Raw genomic sequence first — 15,642 nt, 5'->3', positions numbered from 1 at the left:
AGATGATTCGTTTGTGCCGTCTGTGGGTTATCGGCTGTTTTTGCTTGCCCTTGATCGTCTGGGCCGCGCCCGCGCCGACTACGGTGCAGTTGGACCCGGCGCAACGGCAGTGGCTTGAGCAGCACCGCAGCCTGCGGGTCGGCATGGTGCTGCAAGCCCCCTTTGCCCAGTTCGACCGGCGTTTGCAGCAGCTGTCCGGGGTCAACGTCGAGCTGATGAACATGCTCGCCCGCAGCCTTGGCCTGGACCTGACTTGGCGCAATTTCTCCGATCAGGCCGAACTCGAACGGGCGCTGGCCGGCGGCGAGGTCGACCTGGCACCGGGCCTGACCCAGACGCCCGCAGGCCTACGCCTATGGTTGTTCAGCGATCCGTACATGCGCGTGCCGCAGCTGATCGTCGGTCCGCGCAGCGGTGCGGTGGCGGTGGATCTGGAGAAGATCGGCGACGTCGAACGGGTCGCCGTGCGCATGCCCAGCGCCGTGGCCGACTACCTGCGCGCCACCTATTCCAATCTCAACCTGCAAGGCGTGCCGGGCGAGCGCCAGGCCCTGCAACTGGTGGTCGGCGAGCAGGCGCGCTACGCGGTGGTGGATGAGGCGCAACTGAGCCGGCTGTCGCGGGAGAGCGAATTCAGCGAGCTGGCGGTGGTCGGCGATATCGGTTTCCCGCAGTTGCTCCGGGTTGCCTCGCGGCGCGACTGGCCGCTCTTGGCGGACATCCTCGAGCGCGGCCTGCAGGCCATTCCGGCCAAGGAACTGGAGCAGCTTCACGCGCGCTGGCTGCAGCCCAAATACCCGCGGTTGAGCGAGTCGCCGGGTTTCTGGCAAAACCTCGCGCTGCTGTTCGCCGCGCTGTTTTTCAGCGGGGTGGCCATCATCATTTGGCAGCGCCGCCAGCAGCATTTCCTTGAGCACAGCCTGCTGACCGCGCGGGAAGACCTGGCCCAGCGGTTGTCCCGCGAAGAGGAACTGCGCCTCAGCCAGTTCTCTCTCGATCAGAGCACGGTGGGCATTCTCTGGGTGCACTGGGACAGCCATGTGCGCTACGCCAACCACGCCGTGGAAACGATGCTCGGCTATCAGCCGGGGGCGATGGCGGAGCGACCGTTGATCGACTTCGATCCAGAGCTGCACATGGACCGCTGGCTGGACTTGTGGAAGCGCGCGCGGGCCAGCGATGAGTCCGCCCAGCGTTTCGAAACCCGCTGGCTGCGCGCCGATGGCAGCTTGCTGCCGGTGGACATGTCGCTGAGCTTCCTGCGCTTTCGTGATGCCGAGTACCTGGTGGTGTTCCTCACCGACGTGACCGAACGCCGCCGTGCCGAAGCCGCGCAGCGCGAAAGCGAGGCACGGCTCAAGGGTATCGCCGCCAACGTGCCGGGGCTGGTGTTCCGCCTGGAGCGCGATCCCGGCATCGACGAATTGGAATTTCCCTACATCAGTGAAGGCAGCGAGGCGCTGGTCGGCTACGCGCCGGCAGAAATCCAGCACCCGGACATGGGCCTGCGCAGCCTGGTCCACAGCGCCGACCGCGCCGACTATCACCGTGTCCAGGATCAGGCGCTGGCCAGCGACAGCGACTGGTCCTGGCAGGGGCGCATCCTCACCCGCCAGGGCGAACAGCGCTGGGCAGACATCAAGGCCAGTGCCCGCAAACTCAGCGGTGGCCGGGTGGTCTGGGACGGTATCGTCTGGGACATCACCCAGAGCAAGCAGGTCGAGCTGGAACTGGCCCGTTCCCAGGAGCAACTGCGGGAACTGGCTGCACACCTGGAAAGCGTGCGCGAGGAAGAAAAGGCGCGGATTGCCCGGGAAGTCCATGACGAGTTGGGGCAGATGCTCACAGTGTTGAAACTGGAGACATCAATGTGCGAACTGGCCTACGCCGACCTCGACCCAGGTCTGACGGAGCGGTTGGGCAGCATGAAGCGTCTGATCGCCCAACTGTTCCAGTTGGTCCGCGATGTGGCCACGGCCTTGCGGCCGCCGATTCTCGATGCGGGCATCGCTTCGGCGATCGAATGGCAGGCCCAGCGTTTCGAAGCGCGCACGCAGATTCCGTGTCTGGTGCAGGTCCCGGAAAACCTGCCGCCGCTCAGCGATGCCAAGGCTACCAGCCTGTTCCGCGTGTTGCAGGAGGCGCTGACCAATGTCATGCGCCATGCCCAGGCGCATACTGTCGAAATAACACTGCACCTCGACGGCCCCATGCTGTGCCTGATTATCAGCGACGATGGCCTTGGGTTCGTGCGGGACGACAGCCGTCCCACTTCCTTCGGGCTGGTGGGCATGCGCGAGCGGGTGTTGATGCTCGGTGGTGACATGCACCTTGAAAGCGAGCCGGGCGAGGGCACCAGCCTGCGCGTACGCATACCTCTGGATTGAGACAGGAGCGAAAAAGTGATTCGAGTTCTGGTTGCCGAAGACCACACCATCGTGCGCGAAGGCATCAAGCAACTGATTGGCCTGGCCAAGGACATGCAGGTGGTGGGCGAGGCGGGCAACGGCGAGCAGTTGCTGGAGACGCTGCGGCACACCGCCTGCGAAGTGGTCTTGCTGGATATTTCCATGCCCGGGGTTAATGGCCTGGAGGCGATACCGCGGATTCGCGCGTTGAACTCGCCGCCAGCGATCCTGGTGCTGTCGATGCACGACGAAGCGCAGATGGCGGCGCGGGCATTGAAAGTCGGTGCTGCAGGCTATGCCACCAAGGACAGCGACCCGGCGCTGTTGCTCACCGCCATTCGCCGCGTGGCGGGCGGCGGGCGCTATATCGACCCGGACCTGGCCGACCGCATGGTCTTCGAAGTCGGCCTCACGGATGCCCGGCCGCTGCATTCGCTGTTGTCGGAGCGCGAGTTCTCGGTGTTCGAGCGTTTGGCCCAGGGCGCCAACGTCAACGACATCGCCCAGCAGCTGGCGCTGAGCAACAAGACCATCAGCACCCACAAGGCGCGGCTGATGCAGAAGCTCAAGGTGACGTCGTTGGCGGAATTGGTGAAGTACGCGATGGAGCACAAGCTGCTCTGACTGTTCTGAAAGCGACAGGGATTGCGGTGTTCCCTTTCGCGAGCAAGCTCGCTCCTACCGGGGGGAGTGTGGGGGCGCGCTTGCTCGCGAAGGGGTGCATACCTAAAACCGCCATCTTTGTAGGGCAATCCCTACAGCCACCTTTCTAAACGGCTGATATCAATCTCTCAGCCTCCCCGATTTGCTCAGCCCCGACCCTTCTCTACGCTTGGATCACAGCAGTCATCCAATAAAAGGTGCGGGTATGAGTGAGGTCAATTCGAGCGCTGGAACCGGCGAAGTGCTGGTCAGCTTCCGTGGTGTGCAGAAGAGCTACGACGGCGAATCGCTGATCGTCAAAGACCTCAACCTGGACATTCGCAAGGGCGAGTTCCTGACCCTGCTCGGCCCGTCCGGTTCGGGCAAGACCACCAGCCTGATGATGCTGGCCGGTTTCGAGACGCCGACCGCTGGCGAGATCCAGCTGGCCGGCCGTTCGATCAACAACGTGCCGCCGCATAAACGCGACATCGGCATGGTCTTCCAGAACTACGCGCTGTTCCCGCACATGACCGTGGCCGAGAACCTGGCGTTCCCCCTCACCGTGCGCAACCTGAGCAAGACCGACGTCAGCGAGCGGGTCAAGCGGGTGCTGAACATGGTCCAGCTCGACACCTTTGCCCAGCGTTATCCGGGCCAGCTTTCCGGTGGTCAGCAGCAGCGCGTGGCCCTGGCCCGGGCGCTGGTGTTCGAGCCGCAACTGGTGCTGATGGACGAACCCCTCGGCGCACTGGACAAGCAACTGCGTGAACACATGCAGATGGAGATCAAACACCTGCACCAGCGCCTGGGCGTGACCGTGGTCTACGTGACCCACGACCAGGGCGAAGCGCTGACCATGTCCGACCGCGTAGCGGTATTCCACCAGGGCGAGATCCAGCAGATCGCCGACCCGCGCACCCTCTACGAAGAGCCGAAGAACACCTTCGTCGCCAACTTCATCGGCGAGAACAACCGCATCAACGGGCGCTTGCTCAGCCGTGACGGCGACCGCTGCCTGGTGTCCCTGGCCCGCGGCGAGAAGGTCGAGGCGCTGGCGGTCAACGTCGGTGAGCCAGGCGAGCCGGTGACCCTGTCGGTGCGTCCGGAACGCGTGCGCCTGAACGGCCACAGCGAAAGCTGCGTCAACCGTTTCTCTGGCCGGGTGGCCGAATTCATCTACCTGGGCGACCACGTGCGGGTACGCCTGGAAGTTTGCGGCAAGGCCGATTTCTTCGTGAAGCAGCCTATCGCCGAACTCGACCCGGCCCTGGCCGTGGGCGACGTGGTACCACTGGGCTGGGCGGTCGAGCACGGACGTGCACTCGACCCGCTCCTGGAAGCCCAATGAGGTTTGCGATACCAACCCCTGCAACGTGGAGAAAATAAGAATGCTCAAGCACTTGAAGTTGACCGCACTGACTCTGGGACTGTTCGCTGCGACCCAGGCGATGGCGGCAAGCGATCTGACCGTGATTTCCTTCGGCGGCGCCAACAAGGCGGCCCAGGTCAAGGCGTTCTACGAGCCGTGGGAAAAGGCGGGCAACGGCAAGATCGTCGCGGGTGAATACAACGGTGAGATGGCCAAGGTCAAAGCCATGGTCGACACCAAAAGCGTGTCCTGGAACCTGGTGGAAGTCGAATCGCCGGAACTGGCTCGCGGCTGCGACGAAGGCATGTTCGAAGAGCTGGATCCTGCGCTGTTCGGCGATGAGTCCGACTACGTTCCCGGCGCTATCCAGCCGTGCGGCGTAGGCTTCTTCGTCTGGTCCACGGTCATGGCCTACAACGCCGACAAACTGAAGACCGCGCCAACCAGCTGGAAAGACTTCTGGGACACCAAGACCTTCCCGGGCAAGCGCGGCCTGCGCAAGGGCGCCAAGTACACCCTGGAATTCGCCCTGATGGCCGATGGCGTCGCGCCGAAGGACGTCTACAAGGTGCTCGGCACCAAGGAAGGCCAGGACCGCGCCTTCAAGAAACTCGACGAACTGAAACCGAGCATCCAGTGGTGGGAAGCCGGCGCCCAGCCGCCGCAGTACCTGGCCTCGGGTGACGTGGTGATGAGCTCGGCCTACAACGGCCGGATCGCCGCGGTACAGAAAGAAAGCAACCTGAAAGTGGTGTGGAACGGCGGCATCTACGACTTCGACGCCTGGGCCATTCCGAAGGGCGCGAAAAACGCCGAAGAGGCGAAGAAGTTCATCGCTTACTCGGTCAAGCCTGAGCAGCAGAAGATCTACTCGGAAAACATCGCCTACGGTCCGGCCAACTCCAAGGCGGTCGCGCTGCTGTCCGACGAGATCAAGAAGGATATGCCGACCACCCCGGAAAACATCGCCAACCAGGTGCAGATCGACGTGGCGTTCTGGGCTGACAACAGCGAACAGTTGGAGCAACGCTTCAACGCCTGGGCGGCCAAGTAAGCCGTGCTGACAGGGCGCCGGTGCTGACACCGGCGCCCCCTGTTTCCAAGATTTTCCGGAGTTCGCTATGGCCATCGCAGTGCCCCTCAAAGAAGGCGCAGGTTCCAACCTCAAGCAGCGTCTGGCGCGTGCCGAGCGGGTCAACCGCTGGAAGGCGCAGGCGCTGATCGCGCCCCTGGCGCTGTTTCTGTTGCTGGTGTTTCTCGTGCCGATTGCCGCGCTGCTGTACAAGAGCGTCGGCAACCCCGAGGTCGTCAGTGGCCTGCCGCGCACCGTGGTCGCCGTGGCCGAGTGGGATGGCAAGAGCCTGCCGGGCGAGCCCGTGTACAAGGCGCTGAGCGAAGACCTCGCCGAATCGCGCAAGAACCAGACCCTGGGCGACCTGTCCAAGCGTCTGAACATGGAACTGGCCGGCTACCGCAGCCTCCTGGCGAAAACCGCCCGGGCCCTGCCGTTCAAGACCGAACCGGCTTCCTATAAAGATGCCATGCAAGAGCTGGACGAGCGCTGGGGCGACCCCGCCTACTGGCAGGCGATCCGCCGCAACACCAGCAGCGTGACCCCGTTCTATCTGCTGGCGGCCGTCGACCATCGCATCGACGACCTGGGCGAACTGGCCCCGGCCACCCCGGACCAGGCCATTTACCTGGACATCTTCACCCGTACCCTGTGGATGGGCTTCGTCATCACCGCCATCTGCCTGGTGCTGGCTTACCCATTGGCGTACCTGCTGGCCAACCTGCCGACCCGGCAGAGCAACCTGCTGATGATTCTGGTGCTGCTGCCCTTCTGGACGTCGATTCTGGTGCGGGTTGCCGCGTGGATCGTGCTGCTGCAATCGGGCGGACTGATCAACAGCGCGCTGATGGCGCTGGGGATCATCGACAAGCCGCTGGAACTGGTGTTCAACCGCACCGGCGTGTACATCTCGATGGTGCACATCCTGCTGCCGTTCATGATCCTGCCGATCTACAGCGTGATGAAAGGCATCTCGCCGACCTACATGCGGGCCGCGATCTCGTTGGGTTGCCATCCGTTCACCAGCTTCTGGCGCGTGTACTTCCCGCAGACCTACGCCGGTGTCGGCGCCGGTTGCCTGCTGGTGTTCATCATGGCCATTGGTTACTACATCACCCCGGCACTGCTGGGCAGCCCGAACGACCAGATGGTCAGCTACTTCGTGGCGTTCTACACCAACACCAGCATCAACTGGGGCATGGCGACCGCACTGGGCGGCCTGCTGTTGCTCGCCACTGTGCTGCTGTACCTGATCTATAGCTGGCTGGTCGGCTCCAGCCGCCTGCGTCTGAGCTGAGGAGCGAATTCATGCTGAGCCCCTACATGTCGCCCGTCGAGCGGGTCTGGTTCTACAGTTTGCGCATTCTCTGCGGCCTGATCCTGCTGTTCCTGGTGCTTCCGGTGCTGGTGATCATCCCGTTGTCGTTCAACTCCGGCAGCTTCCTGGTCTATCCGCTGCAAGGCTTCTCGTTGCAGTGGTATCACAACTTCTTCGCCTCGGATGAGTGGATGCGGGCGTTGACCAACAGCATCATCGTCGCCCCGGCGGCCACCGCACTGGCGATGGTCTTCGGCACCCTGGCCTCGATCGGCCTGACCCGCGGGGACTTTCCCGGCAAGTCGCTGATCATGGCCCTGGTGATTTCGCCGATGGTGGTGCCGGTGGTGATCATCGGTGTGGCCAGCTACCTGTTCTTCGCGCCGCTGGGGCTGGGCAACAGCTTCATTTCGCTGATTCTGGTGCACGCGGTGCTGGGTGTGCCGTTCGTCATCATCACGGTGTCGGCGACCCTGCAGGGCTTCAACCACAACCTGGTGCGGGCCGCCGCGAGCCTGGGTGCTTCGCCGGTGACTGCATTCCGCCGGGTGACCCTGCCGCTGATCGCGCCGGGGGTGATTTCGGGGGCACTGTTCGCCTTCGCCACCTCGTTCGATGAAGTGGTGGTGACCCTGTTCCTCGCCGGTCCCGAGCAGGCCACCCTGCCACGGCAGATGTTCAGCGGTATCCGTGAGAACCTCAGCCCGACCATCGCCGCTGCAGCGACCCTGCTGATTGCTTTCTCGGTCGTTCTGCTGCTGACCCTGGAATGGCTGCGCGGTCGCAGTGAGAAAATGCGTACGCAACAACCGGAATGATCTTTCCTGGGGCCGGCCAGCCGGCCCCGGACTGCATCCGTCGAGGTGTTTGACACCGGGCAGCCCCAGGCCGGTTGCGTGAGGTACAATGCGCGCCACCGTGAAATTGCCTACAGGTGCGCCATGCAGCCCTTCGCTATTGCCCCCTCGATTCTTTCCGCCGACTTCGCCCGCCTGGGCGAGGAAGTCGATAACGTGCTGGCCTCCGGCGCCGACATCGTTCACTTCGACGTGATGGACAACCACTACGTGCCCAACCTGACCATCGGCCCGATGGTCTGCTCGGCGCTGCGCAAGCACGGCGTGACCGCGCCGATCGATGTGCACCTGATGGTCAGCCCGGTCGACCGCATCATCGGCGACTTCATCGAGGCTGGCGCCACCTACATCACCTTCCACCCGGATGCCACCCTGCACGTCGATCGCTCGCTGCAACTGATCCGCGACGGCGGTTGCAAGGCCGGTCTGGTGTTCAACCCGGCTGCTGGTCTGGAAGCGCTGAAGTATGTGATGGACAAGGTCGACATGATCCTGCTGATGAGCGTCAACCCAGGCTTTGGCGGCCAGAAGTTCATCCCCGGCACCCTCGACAAGCTGCGTGAAGCCCGCGCGCTGATCGACGCCAGCGGTCGCGATATCCGCCTGGAAATCGACGGTGGCGTGAACGTCAACAACATCCGCGAGATCGCCGCCGCTGGCGCCGACACCTTCGTTGCGGGCTCGGCGATCTTCAACACGCCGAACTACAAGGAAGTCATCGACAAGATGCGCGCCGAACTGGCTCAGGCCCGCCCATGAGCGGTTTCGAGCAGCTGTTCCCCGGGAGTCTGCCCAGGCTGGTGATGTTCGATCTGGACGGTACCCTTATCGACTCCGTCCCGGACCTGGCGGTGGCGGTCGATCGTATGCTGCTCGAAATGAATCGCGCGCCGGCCGGCATCGACGCGGTGCGCGAGTGGGTTGGCAATGGTGCTCCGGTGCTGGTGCGCCGGGCGCTGGCCGGTGGCATCGACCATAGCGCGGTGAGCGACGACGAGGCCGAGCGCGGTCTGGAAATCTTCATGGAAGCCTATGCCGAGAGCCACGACCTGACGGTGACCTACCCCGGGGTGCACGACACCCTCAAGTGGCTGCACCAGCAGAAAGTGGAAATGGCGCTGATCACCAACAAGCCGGAGCGCTTCGTCGGCCCGCTGCTGGACCAGATGCAGATCGGTCGCTATTTCCGATGGATCATCGGCGGTGACACGCTGCCGCAGAAGAAGCCGGACCCGGCGGCGCTGCTGTTTGTCATGCAGATGGCTGGCGTGCAGGCGCACGACGCCCTGTTCGTCGGTGACTCGCGCAGTGACGTGCAGGCGGCGAAGGCTGCGGGCGTACAGTGCGTCGGCCTGACCTACGGCTACAACCATGGCCGGCCAATCAGCGACGAATCGCCCGCCCTGGTGATCGACGATTTGCGCGCCTTGCTCCCGGTTGCTTCGGTGCAGCCACTGAGCTAACGTTGGCGGACCTAAATTCCCCCCTTGGTAGAGATTCCATCGTGGTAGCACCCGGCAAACTCTGGATGAAAGTCATCAAGGCCCTGGCCCGTTGGCGTTGGCGCGCCTGACTCCTCTCCGGCCGGCTCTGATCCGGCACGTTTGCCATTCGACTTTTCTTGCCCTACTGCCACGAGGCAATCATGATCCGCGAAGAATTCCTGCGCCTGGCCGCTGCCGGCTATAACCGCATTCCCCTGGCCTGCGAAACCCTGGCCGACTTCGACACACCGCTGTCGATCTACCTGAAGCTCGCCGACCAACCCAACTCCTACCTGCTCGAATCGGTGCAGGGCGGCGAGAAGTGGGGCCGTTACTCGATCATCGGTCTGCCGTGCCGCACCGTGCTGAGGGTGTATGACCATCAGGTCCGGATCACCCACGACGGCGTCGAAATCGAGCGCCACGATGTGGAAGATCCGCTGGCCTTCGTCGAAGCCTTCAAAGAGCGCTACAAGGTGCCGACCATTCCTGGCCTGCCGCGCTTCAACGGCGGCCTGGTCGGTTACTTCGGCTATGACTGCGTGCGGTATGTCGAGAAGCGCCTGGGCAAGTGCCCGAACCCGGATCCGCTGGGCGTGCCGGATATCCTGCTGATGGTGTCCGACGCGGTGGTGGTCTTCGATAACCTCGCCGGCAAGATGCACGCCATCGTTCTCGCCGATCCGTCCCAGGACGATGCCTACGAGCAAGGTCAGGCGCGACTGCAGGACCTGCTCGAACAACTGCGTCAGCCGATCACCCCGCGCCGTGGCCTCGACTTCAGCGGTGCGCAGGCTGCCGAGCCTGAGTTCCGCTCCAGTTTCACTCAGGCTGACTACGAGCGCGCCGTCGATACCATCAAGGAATACATTCTCGCCGGCGACTGCATGCAGGTCGTGCCGTCGCAACGGATGTCCATCGACTTCAAGGCCGCGCCGATCGACCTGTACCGGGCGCTGCGCTGCTTCAACCCGACGCCGTACATGTACTTCTTCAACTTTGGCGATTTCCACGTGGTCGGCAGCTCGCCGGAAGTGCTGGTGCGGGTCGAAGACAATCTGGTCACCGTGCGTCCGATTGCGGGCACCCGTCCACGTGGCGCCAACGAGGAAGCCGACCGGGCACTTGAAGAAGACCTGCTGTCCGATGACAAGGAAATCGCCGAGCACCTGATGCTGATCGACCTGGGGCGCAACGACGCGGGTCGTGTGTCGGAAACCGGTTCGGTCAAGGTCACCGAGAAGATGGTCATCGAGCGTTATTCCAACGTGATGCACATCGTTTCCAACGTCACCGGCCAACTGAAGAGCGGTCTGACCGCGATGGACGCCCTGCGAGCCATCCTGCCGGCGGGCACCTTGTCCGGTGCGCCGAAGATTCGCGCGATGGAAATCATCGACGAACTGGAGCCGGTCAAGCGTGGCGTCTACGGTGGCGCGGTGGGTTATTTCGCCTGGAACGGCAACATGGACACCGCCATTGCGATTCGCACCGCGGTGATCAAGGACGGCGAGCTGCATGTGCAGGCCGGTGGCGGCATCGTCGCCGACTCGGTGCCGGCGCTGGAGTGGGAGGAAACCATCAACAAGCGTCGCGCAATGTTCCGCGCGGTGGCGCTGGCTGAGCAGACGCCGAAACAGTGATGCCTGATCGCGAGCAAGCTCGCTCTTACAGGAATGCACCAAACCCTGTAGGAGCGAGCTTGCTCGCGATAGGCCGCTGTCAGAACTCCAGGCTCAGCGCCAGATTGACCCCCTGCTGAGTCAGCTCATCGCTCTTGCGCCAGTTATAGCCGCCACGCAGCGCCAACCCCGGCGCCAGGCTCTGGCTCAACCCCACACTCACCCGGTTCAGATTGCTCTGCGGCGTATAGCCGGTCAGGGTGAAGTCGTTGGCCGGCAGGCTGTTGAGGTGCAGGGTCAGGTCCTGACGGTCGTCCTCGAACTCATGCTCATGGGCCACTTCGCCAAACAGCAGCGTTGCCGGCGCTACCCGGTATTTGCCCTGCAAGCCCACGCCCAGCCGCCGTGAGTCGCGTTTCTGATCGTCGAAGGTCAGTGCCGTGGCGCGCGCACCTTTTTCGCTGTAGCCATCCACCTTGACCCGGGCGTAATCGGCGCTAACGAACGGCGAAAGCTGCCAGTCGCTGCCCGGCGCGGCCAGCTCGAAGCCGAGGCGGGCGGAGACGGCAAGCAAGTCGCCATCGGTGTCACCTTTCTCGCTGCGGTTGTTCGGGCCGAGGGCGAAGGTACGCTCGAGGTCGTCGTAGTCCAGCCGGCCACCGGTCAGCGCCGCATCGGCCCACCAGCGGCCTTGATGGAACTGCGCGAAGGCGGTGGCGAGGTAGCTGTCGAGGCGGTAGTCGGAGTCCTGCGCGCCGGCTTCCAGTTTCTGCCGGTACACGCCGCCAGCGATGCCGACGCGCCAGGCTTCATCGAGGCGGTAGCTGCCACCAACGGTCAGGTTGTAGCCGCGACCGTCGGCGCTGGCGGAACTGCGCTGGCTGTCGAAGTCGAGGTTCTGGCCACCTGCCGCCACAATCGCCTGCCATTGCCCGACTGGCTGCCAGTCGGCCTGCCACTGATTGCGCAGTTCGTCCTGGTGGGCGCGCAATGTGCCGTGGGCCATCTCCGGTAGCAGCGTCAGTTCCCAGGGCGCGGAGAGGATCGAATAGCCGTAGTCGGCAATCATCCGTTGGCCGGCGATGGTCGGGTGCACCGAGTCGTTGAACAACAGCTTGGTCGGATCCGGGGTGGTGCCGTTGGCGCCATACACCGGATTCTGCACGCAGCCGTTGCCGCTGTAGCAGGTATTGATCAGGTTCTGATCGCTGGCCAGGCCGAACTGCACCGGTGAGGCGAGGGCCTCCTGAAACAGCAACGGGATGTTCAGCGGGATGATCTCTGCGTCGATCCGGGCGAGGCTGGCGACGAGTGTCTGGTTGAAGAAGGCGCTGAGCTGCGAACTCGGGCCTTGCAGCGGTGTGCCGTTGAGGGCAGGCGTCAGGCCGAGATCGGGCAGCAGCCAGACCATGATGTAACGTGCGCCCGCCTGTTGCAGGGCCTGGGCGCTGGCGGCCAGTTGGGTTGCCGACGTGGCGGCTCCGACGGGGGAGGTGATCAACCCCTGAAGGAAGTCGTTGCCGCCACCGGTCAGGTAATACAGGGCATTGGGATCAGCCAGTCGTCCGCCGGCAAGGTAGCCGGGCTTCTGCCGCAGTACCGTGCCCGCACCGGGGTTGCCGGGCGGGATCACCACCAGCGATTCGCCGGTGATGGATTGGAAGATCTGGTCGGTGCGATAGCCTCCGGTTGCCCAGTTGTTGCCGTCGGGGATACCGAGGGCTGCATTCACGGGCGAAGTGGAGGCATTCAGGTCACCGGGTGCGATTCCGAGGTAGCCACCCAGGATCATCGGCGACACGGGCGCAAAGCTGCCGTCGGCATTGCGGTTGGTGTAGCGCTGGCTGGTGCCTGGCGCCCCGGCTGAGTCGGGAAACTGCCCGGCATCGGCGAGGCTGTCGCCGAAAACGATCATGGTGGAGTAAGGCGAGGGGCTTGCAATAGCGGTGGAGCAGGCTGCGGCCAGCAGACATGCAGCGGATTGACGCAGATAACGGCACTTTCTCATCGCAAGAGTCCTTTTTTTGTCTTTGTTTTTGGTATTGCGTCCGAAGAAAGTAGCAAATACCCCGGATCCTGCCTTGTCGATATTGCACGCAATGTTTCCGTGAGCTACTGTGCCGAAACGTATGAACGAGACCTACCCCGTGTTGATCGTCAGCAAACTCTTGATGCGCGTTATCAAGGCCCACGCCCGTTGGCGTTGGCGCGCCTGACTTTATCTCCCGCCGGCCAGTGCCGGCCCGTTACGTTTTGCCTTTCCGAAATCGCTTCACGCCCCGCAACAGCGCACACCTGCTGTGCGTCGGGCAGCCCTGTATCGCGAAAGGCGGTTATTCAAAGTCAGTATTCAAGAGGTTGAACCCAGATGTTACTGATGATCGACAACTACGATTCCTTCACCTACAACGTCGTGCAGTACTTCGGCGAGTTGGGGGCGGAGGTCAAGGTCATTCGCAACGACGAACTGACCATCGCCCAGATCGAAGCCCTGCAGCCCGAGCGCATTGTCGTCTCTCCCGGTCCGTGCACCCCGACCGAAGCCGGTGTTTCCCTCGAAGCCATCAAGCATTTCGCCGGCAAGCTGCCGATCCTGGGCGTGTGCCTGGGCCACCAGTCCATCGGCCAGGCTTTCGGCGGTGAGGTGGTCCGTGCCCGCCAGGTCATGCACGGCAAGACCAGCCCTGTAGTACACGAGAACACAGGCGTGTTCACCGGCCTGAACAATCCGCTGACCGTGACCCGCTACCACTCGCTGGTGGTCAAGCGCGAAACCCTGCCTGATTGCCTCGAACTGACCGCCTGGACCGCTCTGGAAGACGGCTCGATCGATGAAATCATGGGCCTGCGTCACAAGACCCTGAACGTCGAAGGCGTACAGTTCCACCCCGAATCGATCCTCACTGAGCAGGGCCACGCGCTGTTCGCCAATTTCCTCAAGCAGACCGGCGGCCACCGCTAAGGATTGAATATGGATATCAAGAACGCGTTGGGTCGGATCGTCGATCAGCTGGACCTGTCCACCGAGGAAATGCGCGGTGTGATGCGCCAGATCATGACCGGTCAGTGCACCGAGGCGCAGATCGGCGCCTTCATGATGGGCATGCGCATGAAGAGCGAAAGCATCGACGAGATCGTCGGTGCCGTTTCGGTCATGCGCGAGCTGGCTGACAAGGTCGAGCTCAACAGCCTCGATGGCGTGGTCGACGTGGTTGGCACCGGCGGCGATGGCGCGAATATCTTCAACGTGTCCACCGCGTCGGCCTTCGTCGTTGCCGCCGCCGGTTGCACCGTGGCCAAGCACGGCAACCGCGCCGTTTCGGGCAAGAGCGGCAGCGCCGACCTGCTGGAAGCCGCCGGTATCTATCTGAACCTGACGCCGGTCCAGGTCGCTCGTTGCATCGACAGCGTGGGCATCGGCTTCATGTTCGCCCAGACTCACCACAGCGCCATGAAATATGCCGCCGGCCCGCGTCGCGACCTGGGTCTACGCACCCTGTTCAACATGCTCGGCCCGCTTACGAATCCGGCCGGGGTCAAGCATCAGGTGGTCGGCGTGTTCACCCAGGCACTGTGCCGTCCGCTGGCCGAAGTGCTGCAGCGTCTCGGCAGCAAGCACGTGTTGGTGGTGCACTCCAAGGACGGGCTGGACGAGTTCAGCCTGGCCGCGCCAACCTTTGTTGCCGAACTGAAGAACGGTGAGATCAGCGAATACTGGGTCGAGCCCGAAGACCTGGGCATGAAAAGCCAGAGCCTGCACGGCCTGTCGGTGAGCGGTCCGGAAGAATCGCTGGCGCTGATTCGCGATGCCATTGGCCGGCGCAAGACCGAAAACGGCCAGAAAGCTGCGGAAATGATCGTGCTCAACGCCGGTGCCGCGCTCTACGCCGCCGACCATGCCATGAGCCTCAAGCAGGGCGTCGAGCTTGCTCACGATGCGCTGCACACCGGCCTTGCCCGGGAAAAACTCGAAGAGCTGGGCGCCTTTACCGCGGTATTCAAGCAGGAGAACGAAGGATGAGTGTGCCGACGGTTCTGGAAAAGATCCTCGCCCGCAAGGTCGAGGAAGTCGCCGAGCGTAGCGCCCGGGTCAGCCTCGCCGAACTGGAACGTCTGGCGGCTGCCGCCGACGCGCCGCGCGGATTCGCCAACGCCCTGATCGAACAGGCCAAGCGCAAGCAGCCGGCGGTAATCGCCGAGATCAAGAAAGCCTCGCCGAGCAAGGGCGTGATCCGCGAGGACTTCGTGCCCGCCGATATCGCCGTCAGCTACGAGAAGGGTGGGGCGACCTGCCTGTCGGTGCTGACCGATGTTGACTACTTCCAGGGCGCCGACGTCTATCTGCAGCAGGCCCGTGCTGCGGTGCAACTGCCAGTGATCCGCAAGGACTTCATGATCGATCCGTACCAGATCGTCGAAGCCCGCGCCCTGGGCGCCGACTGCGTGCTGCTGATCGTCTCCGCTCTGGATGACGTGAAGATGGCCGAACTGGCGGCCACCGCCAAGAGCGTCGGCCTCGACGTGCTGGTGGAAGTGCACGACGGTGACGAGCTGGAGCGCGCGCTGAAGACCCTCGACACCCCGTTGGTCGGCGTCAACAACCGCAACCTGCACACCTTCGAAGTGAGCCTGGAAACCACCCTCGACCTGTTGCCACGCATCCCTCGCGATCGCCTGGCCATCACCGAGAGCGGCATCCTCAATCGCGCCGATGTCGAGCTGATGGAAATCAACGAGGTCTACTCGTTCCTGGTGGGCGAAGCCTTCATGCGTGCCGAACAGCCAGGGCTGGAGTTGCAGCGCCTGTTCTTCCCGGGACGCGTGGTGCAAGGCCTGAACGGGCTGGACTGATCCCTTCGAAAGCCGG

The 15,642-nt window shown here is 63.4% G+C and carries 12 protein-coding genes and 1 pseudogene; 12 read left to right on the top strand and 1 reads right to left on the bottom strand.

The features are described 5' to 3' along the window. The first annotated feature begins 2 nt into the window (after positions 1-2). From NTD82_RS28960 to trpE, 9 genes and pseudogenes are all read left to right on the top strand, one after another. Positions 3-2,387 carry a PAS domain S-box protein gene (locus NTD82_RS28960; protein ID WP_262131209.1) on the top strand — a complete coding sequence of 795 codons (2,385 nt, stop codon included), beginning with the start codon at positions 3-5 and terminating at the stop codon, positions 2,385-2,387. Positions 2,388-2,402: 15 nt separating this feature from the next. Beyond that, positions 2,403-3,032 carry a response regulator transcription factor gene (locus NTD82_RS28955; RefSeq protein ID WP_262131208.1) on the top strand — a complete coding sequence of 210 codons (630 nt, stop codon included), beginning with the start codon at positions 2,403-2,405 and terminating at the stop codon, positions 3,030-3,032. A gap of 244 nt (positions 3,033-3,276) precedes the next feature. After that, positions 3,277-4,401, top strand: coding sequence for an ABC transporter ATP-binding protein (locus NTD82_RS28950; protein ID WP_262131207.1), 1,125 nt, complete (start codon positions 3,277-3,279; stop codon positions 4,399-4,401). A gap of 40 nt (positions 4,402-4,441) precedes the next feature. Next, a complete protein-coding gene (locus tag NTD82_RS28945; protein ID WP_262131206.1) occupies positions 4,442-5,476 on the top strand; it encodes an ABC transporter substrate-binding protein in 1,035 nt (344 codons plus the stop codon). Between the two features lie 67 nt (positions 5,477-5,543). Continuing rightward, positions 5,544-6,791, top strand: coding sequence for an ABC transporter permease (locus NTD82_RS28940; RefSeq protein ID WP_095156142.1), 1,248 nt, complete (start codon positions 5,544-5,546; stop codon positions 6,789-6,791). Positions 6,792-6,802: 11 nt separating this feature from the next. Continuing rightward, complete coding sequence (locus tag NTD82_RS28935) at positions 6,803-7,630, top strand: ABC transporter permease (RefSeq protein WP_095156141.1); 828 nt, start codon at positions 6,803-6,805, stop codon at positions 7,628-7,630. Positions 7,631-7,753: 123 nt separating this feature from the next. Beyond that, positions 7,754-8,428 (top strand): ribulose-phosphate 3-epimerase, encoded by a 675-nt coding sequence (rpe, locus tag NTD82_RS28930; protein WP_095156140.1) that lies wholly within the window; start codon positions 7,754-7,756, stop codon positions 8,426-8,428. Beyond that, positions 8,425-9,242: pseudogene (locus NTD82_RS28925) on the top strand (phosphoglycolate phosphatase). The gene rpe and the pseudogene NTD82_RS28925 overlap by 4 nt, the downstream one beginning before the upstream one ends. A gap of 72 nt (positions 9,243-9,314) precedes the next feature. Continuing rightward, entirely contained in the window at positions 9,315-10,796 is a 1,482-nt protein-coding gene (gene trpE / locus NTD82_RS28920; protein WP_262131205.1) for an anthranilate synthase component I, read from the top strand. Between the two features lie 79 nt (positions 10,797-10,875). Here the strand turns inward: trpE and estP are convergent, their stop codons facing one another. Continuing rightward, positions 10,876-12,783: an esterase EstP gene (gene estP / locus NTD82_RS28915; RefSeq protein WP_262131204.1), complete on the bottom strand. Its 1,908-nt coding sequence runs from the start codon at positions 12,781-12,783 to the stop codon at positions 10,876-10,878. 360 nt (positions 12,784-13,143) lie between these two features. On the opposite strand from estP, the gene NTD82_RS28910 reads away from it, so the two are divergent. From NTD82_RS28910 to trpC, 3 genes are read left to right on the top strand one after another with little or no spacing between them, the layout of a single operon-like run. Continuing rightward, a complete protein-coding gene (locus NTD82_RS28910) occupies positions 13,144-13,737 on the top strand; it encodes an aminodeoxychorismate/anthranilate synthase component II (RefSeq protein ID WP_095156137.1) in 594 nt (197 codons plus the stop codon). A 9-nt stretch (positions 13,738-13,746) separates the two neighbouring features. After that, a complete protein-coding gene (gene trpD / locus NTD82_RS28905; RefSeq protein ID WP_095156136.1) occupies positions 13,747-14,796 on the top strand; it encodes an anthranilate phosphoribosyltransferase in 1,050 nt (349 codons plus the stop codon). Beyond that, positions 14,793-15,626, top strand: coding sequence for an indole-3-glycerol phosphate synthase TrpC (gene trpC, locus NTD82_RS28900; protein WP_095156135.1), 834 nt, complete (start codon positions 14,793-14,795; stop codon positions 15,624-15,626). The genes trpD and trpC overlap by 4 nt, the downstream gene beginning before the upstream one ends. The last annotated feature ends 16 nt before the right edge of the window (positions 15,627-15,642 follow it).

Source organism: Pseudomonas sp. 5P_5.1_Bac1, from assembly GCF_025466015.1.
Classification (GTDB): domain Bacteria; phylum Pseudomonadota; class Gammaproteobacteria; order Pseudomonadales; family Pseudomonadaceae; genus Aquipseudomonas.
Note: the sequence above shows the minus strand (reverse complement) of the source record. Positions and strands in the feature narration are given on the sequence as shown.

Excerpts from the sequence above, each read along its gene's own strand:
- NTD82_RS28960 (WP_262131209.1), top strand. The coding sequence starts at position 3 with ATGATTCGTTTGTGCCGTCTGTGGGTTATCGGCTGTTTTTGCTTGCCC.
- NTD82_RS28950 (WP_262131207.1), top strand. The coding sequence starts at position 3,277 with ATGAGTGAGGTCAATTCGAGCGCTGGAACCGGCGAAGTGCTGGTCAGC.
- NTD82_RS28945 (WP_262131206.1), top strand. The coding sequence starts at position 4,442 with ATGCTCAAGCACTTGAAGTTGACCGCACTGACTCTGGGACTGTTCGCT.
- NTD82_RS28940 (WP_095156142.1), top strand. The coding sequence starts at position 5,544 with ATGGCCATCGCAGTGCCCCTCAAAGAAGGCGCAGGTTCCAACCTCAAG.
- NTD82_RS28935 (WP_095156141.1), top strand. The coding sequence starts at position 6,803 with ATGCTGAGCCCCTACATGTCGCCCGTCGAGCGGGTCTGGTTCTACAGT.
- rpe (WP_095156140.1), top strand. The coding sequence starts at position 7,754 with ATGCAGCCCTTCGCTATTGCCCCCTCGATTCTTTCCGCCGACTTCGCC.
- trpE (WP_262131205.1), top strand. The coding sequence starts at position 9,315 with ATGATCCGCGAAGAATTCCTGCGCCTGGCCGCTGCCGGCTATAACCGC.
- estP (WP_262131204.1), bottom strand. The coding sequence starts at position 12,783 with ATGAGAAAGTGCCGTTATCTGCGTCAATCCGCTGCATGTCTGCTGGCC.
- NTD82_RS28910 (WP_095156137.1), top strand. The coding sequence starts at position 13,144 with ATGTTACTGATGATCGACAACTACGATTCCTTCACCTACAACGTCGTG.
- trpD (WP_095156136.1), top strand. The coding sequence starts at position 13,747 with ATGGATATCAAGAACGCGTTGGGTCGGATCGTCGATCAGCTGGACCTG.
- trpC (WP_095156135.1), top strand. The coding sequence starts at position 14,793 with ATGAGTGTGCCGACGGTTCTGGAAAAGATCCTCGCCCGCAAGGTCGAG.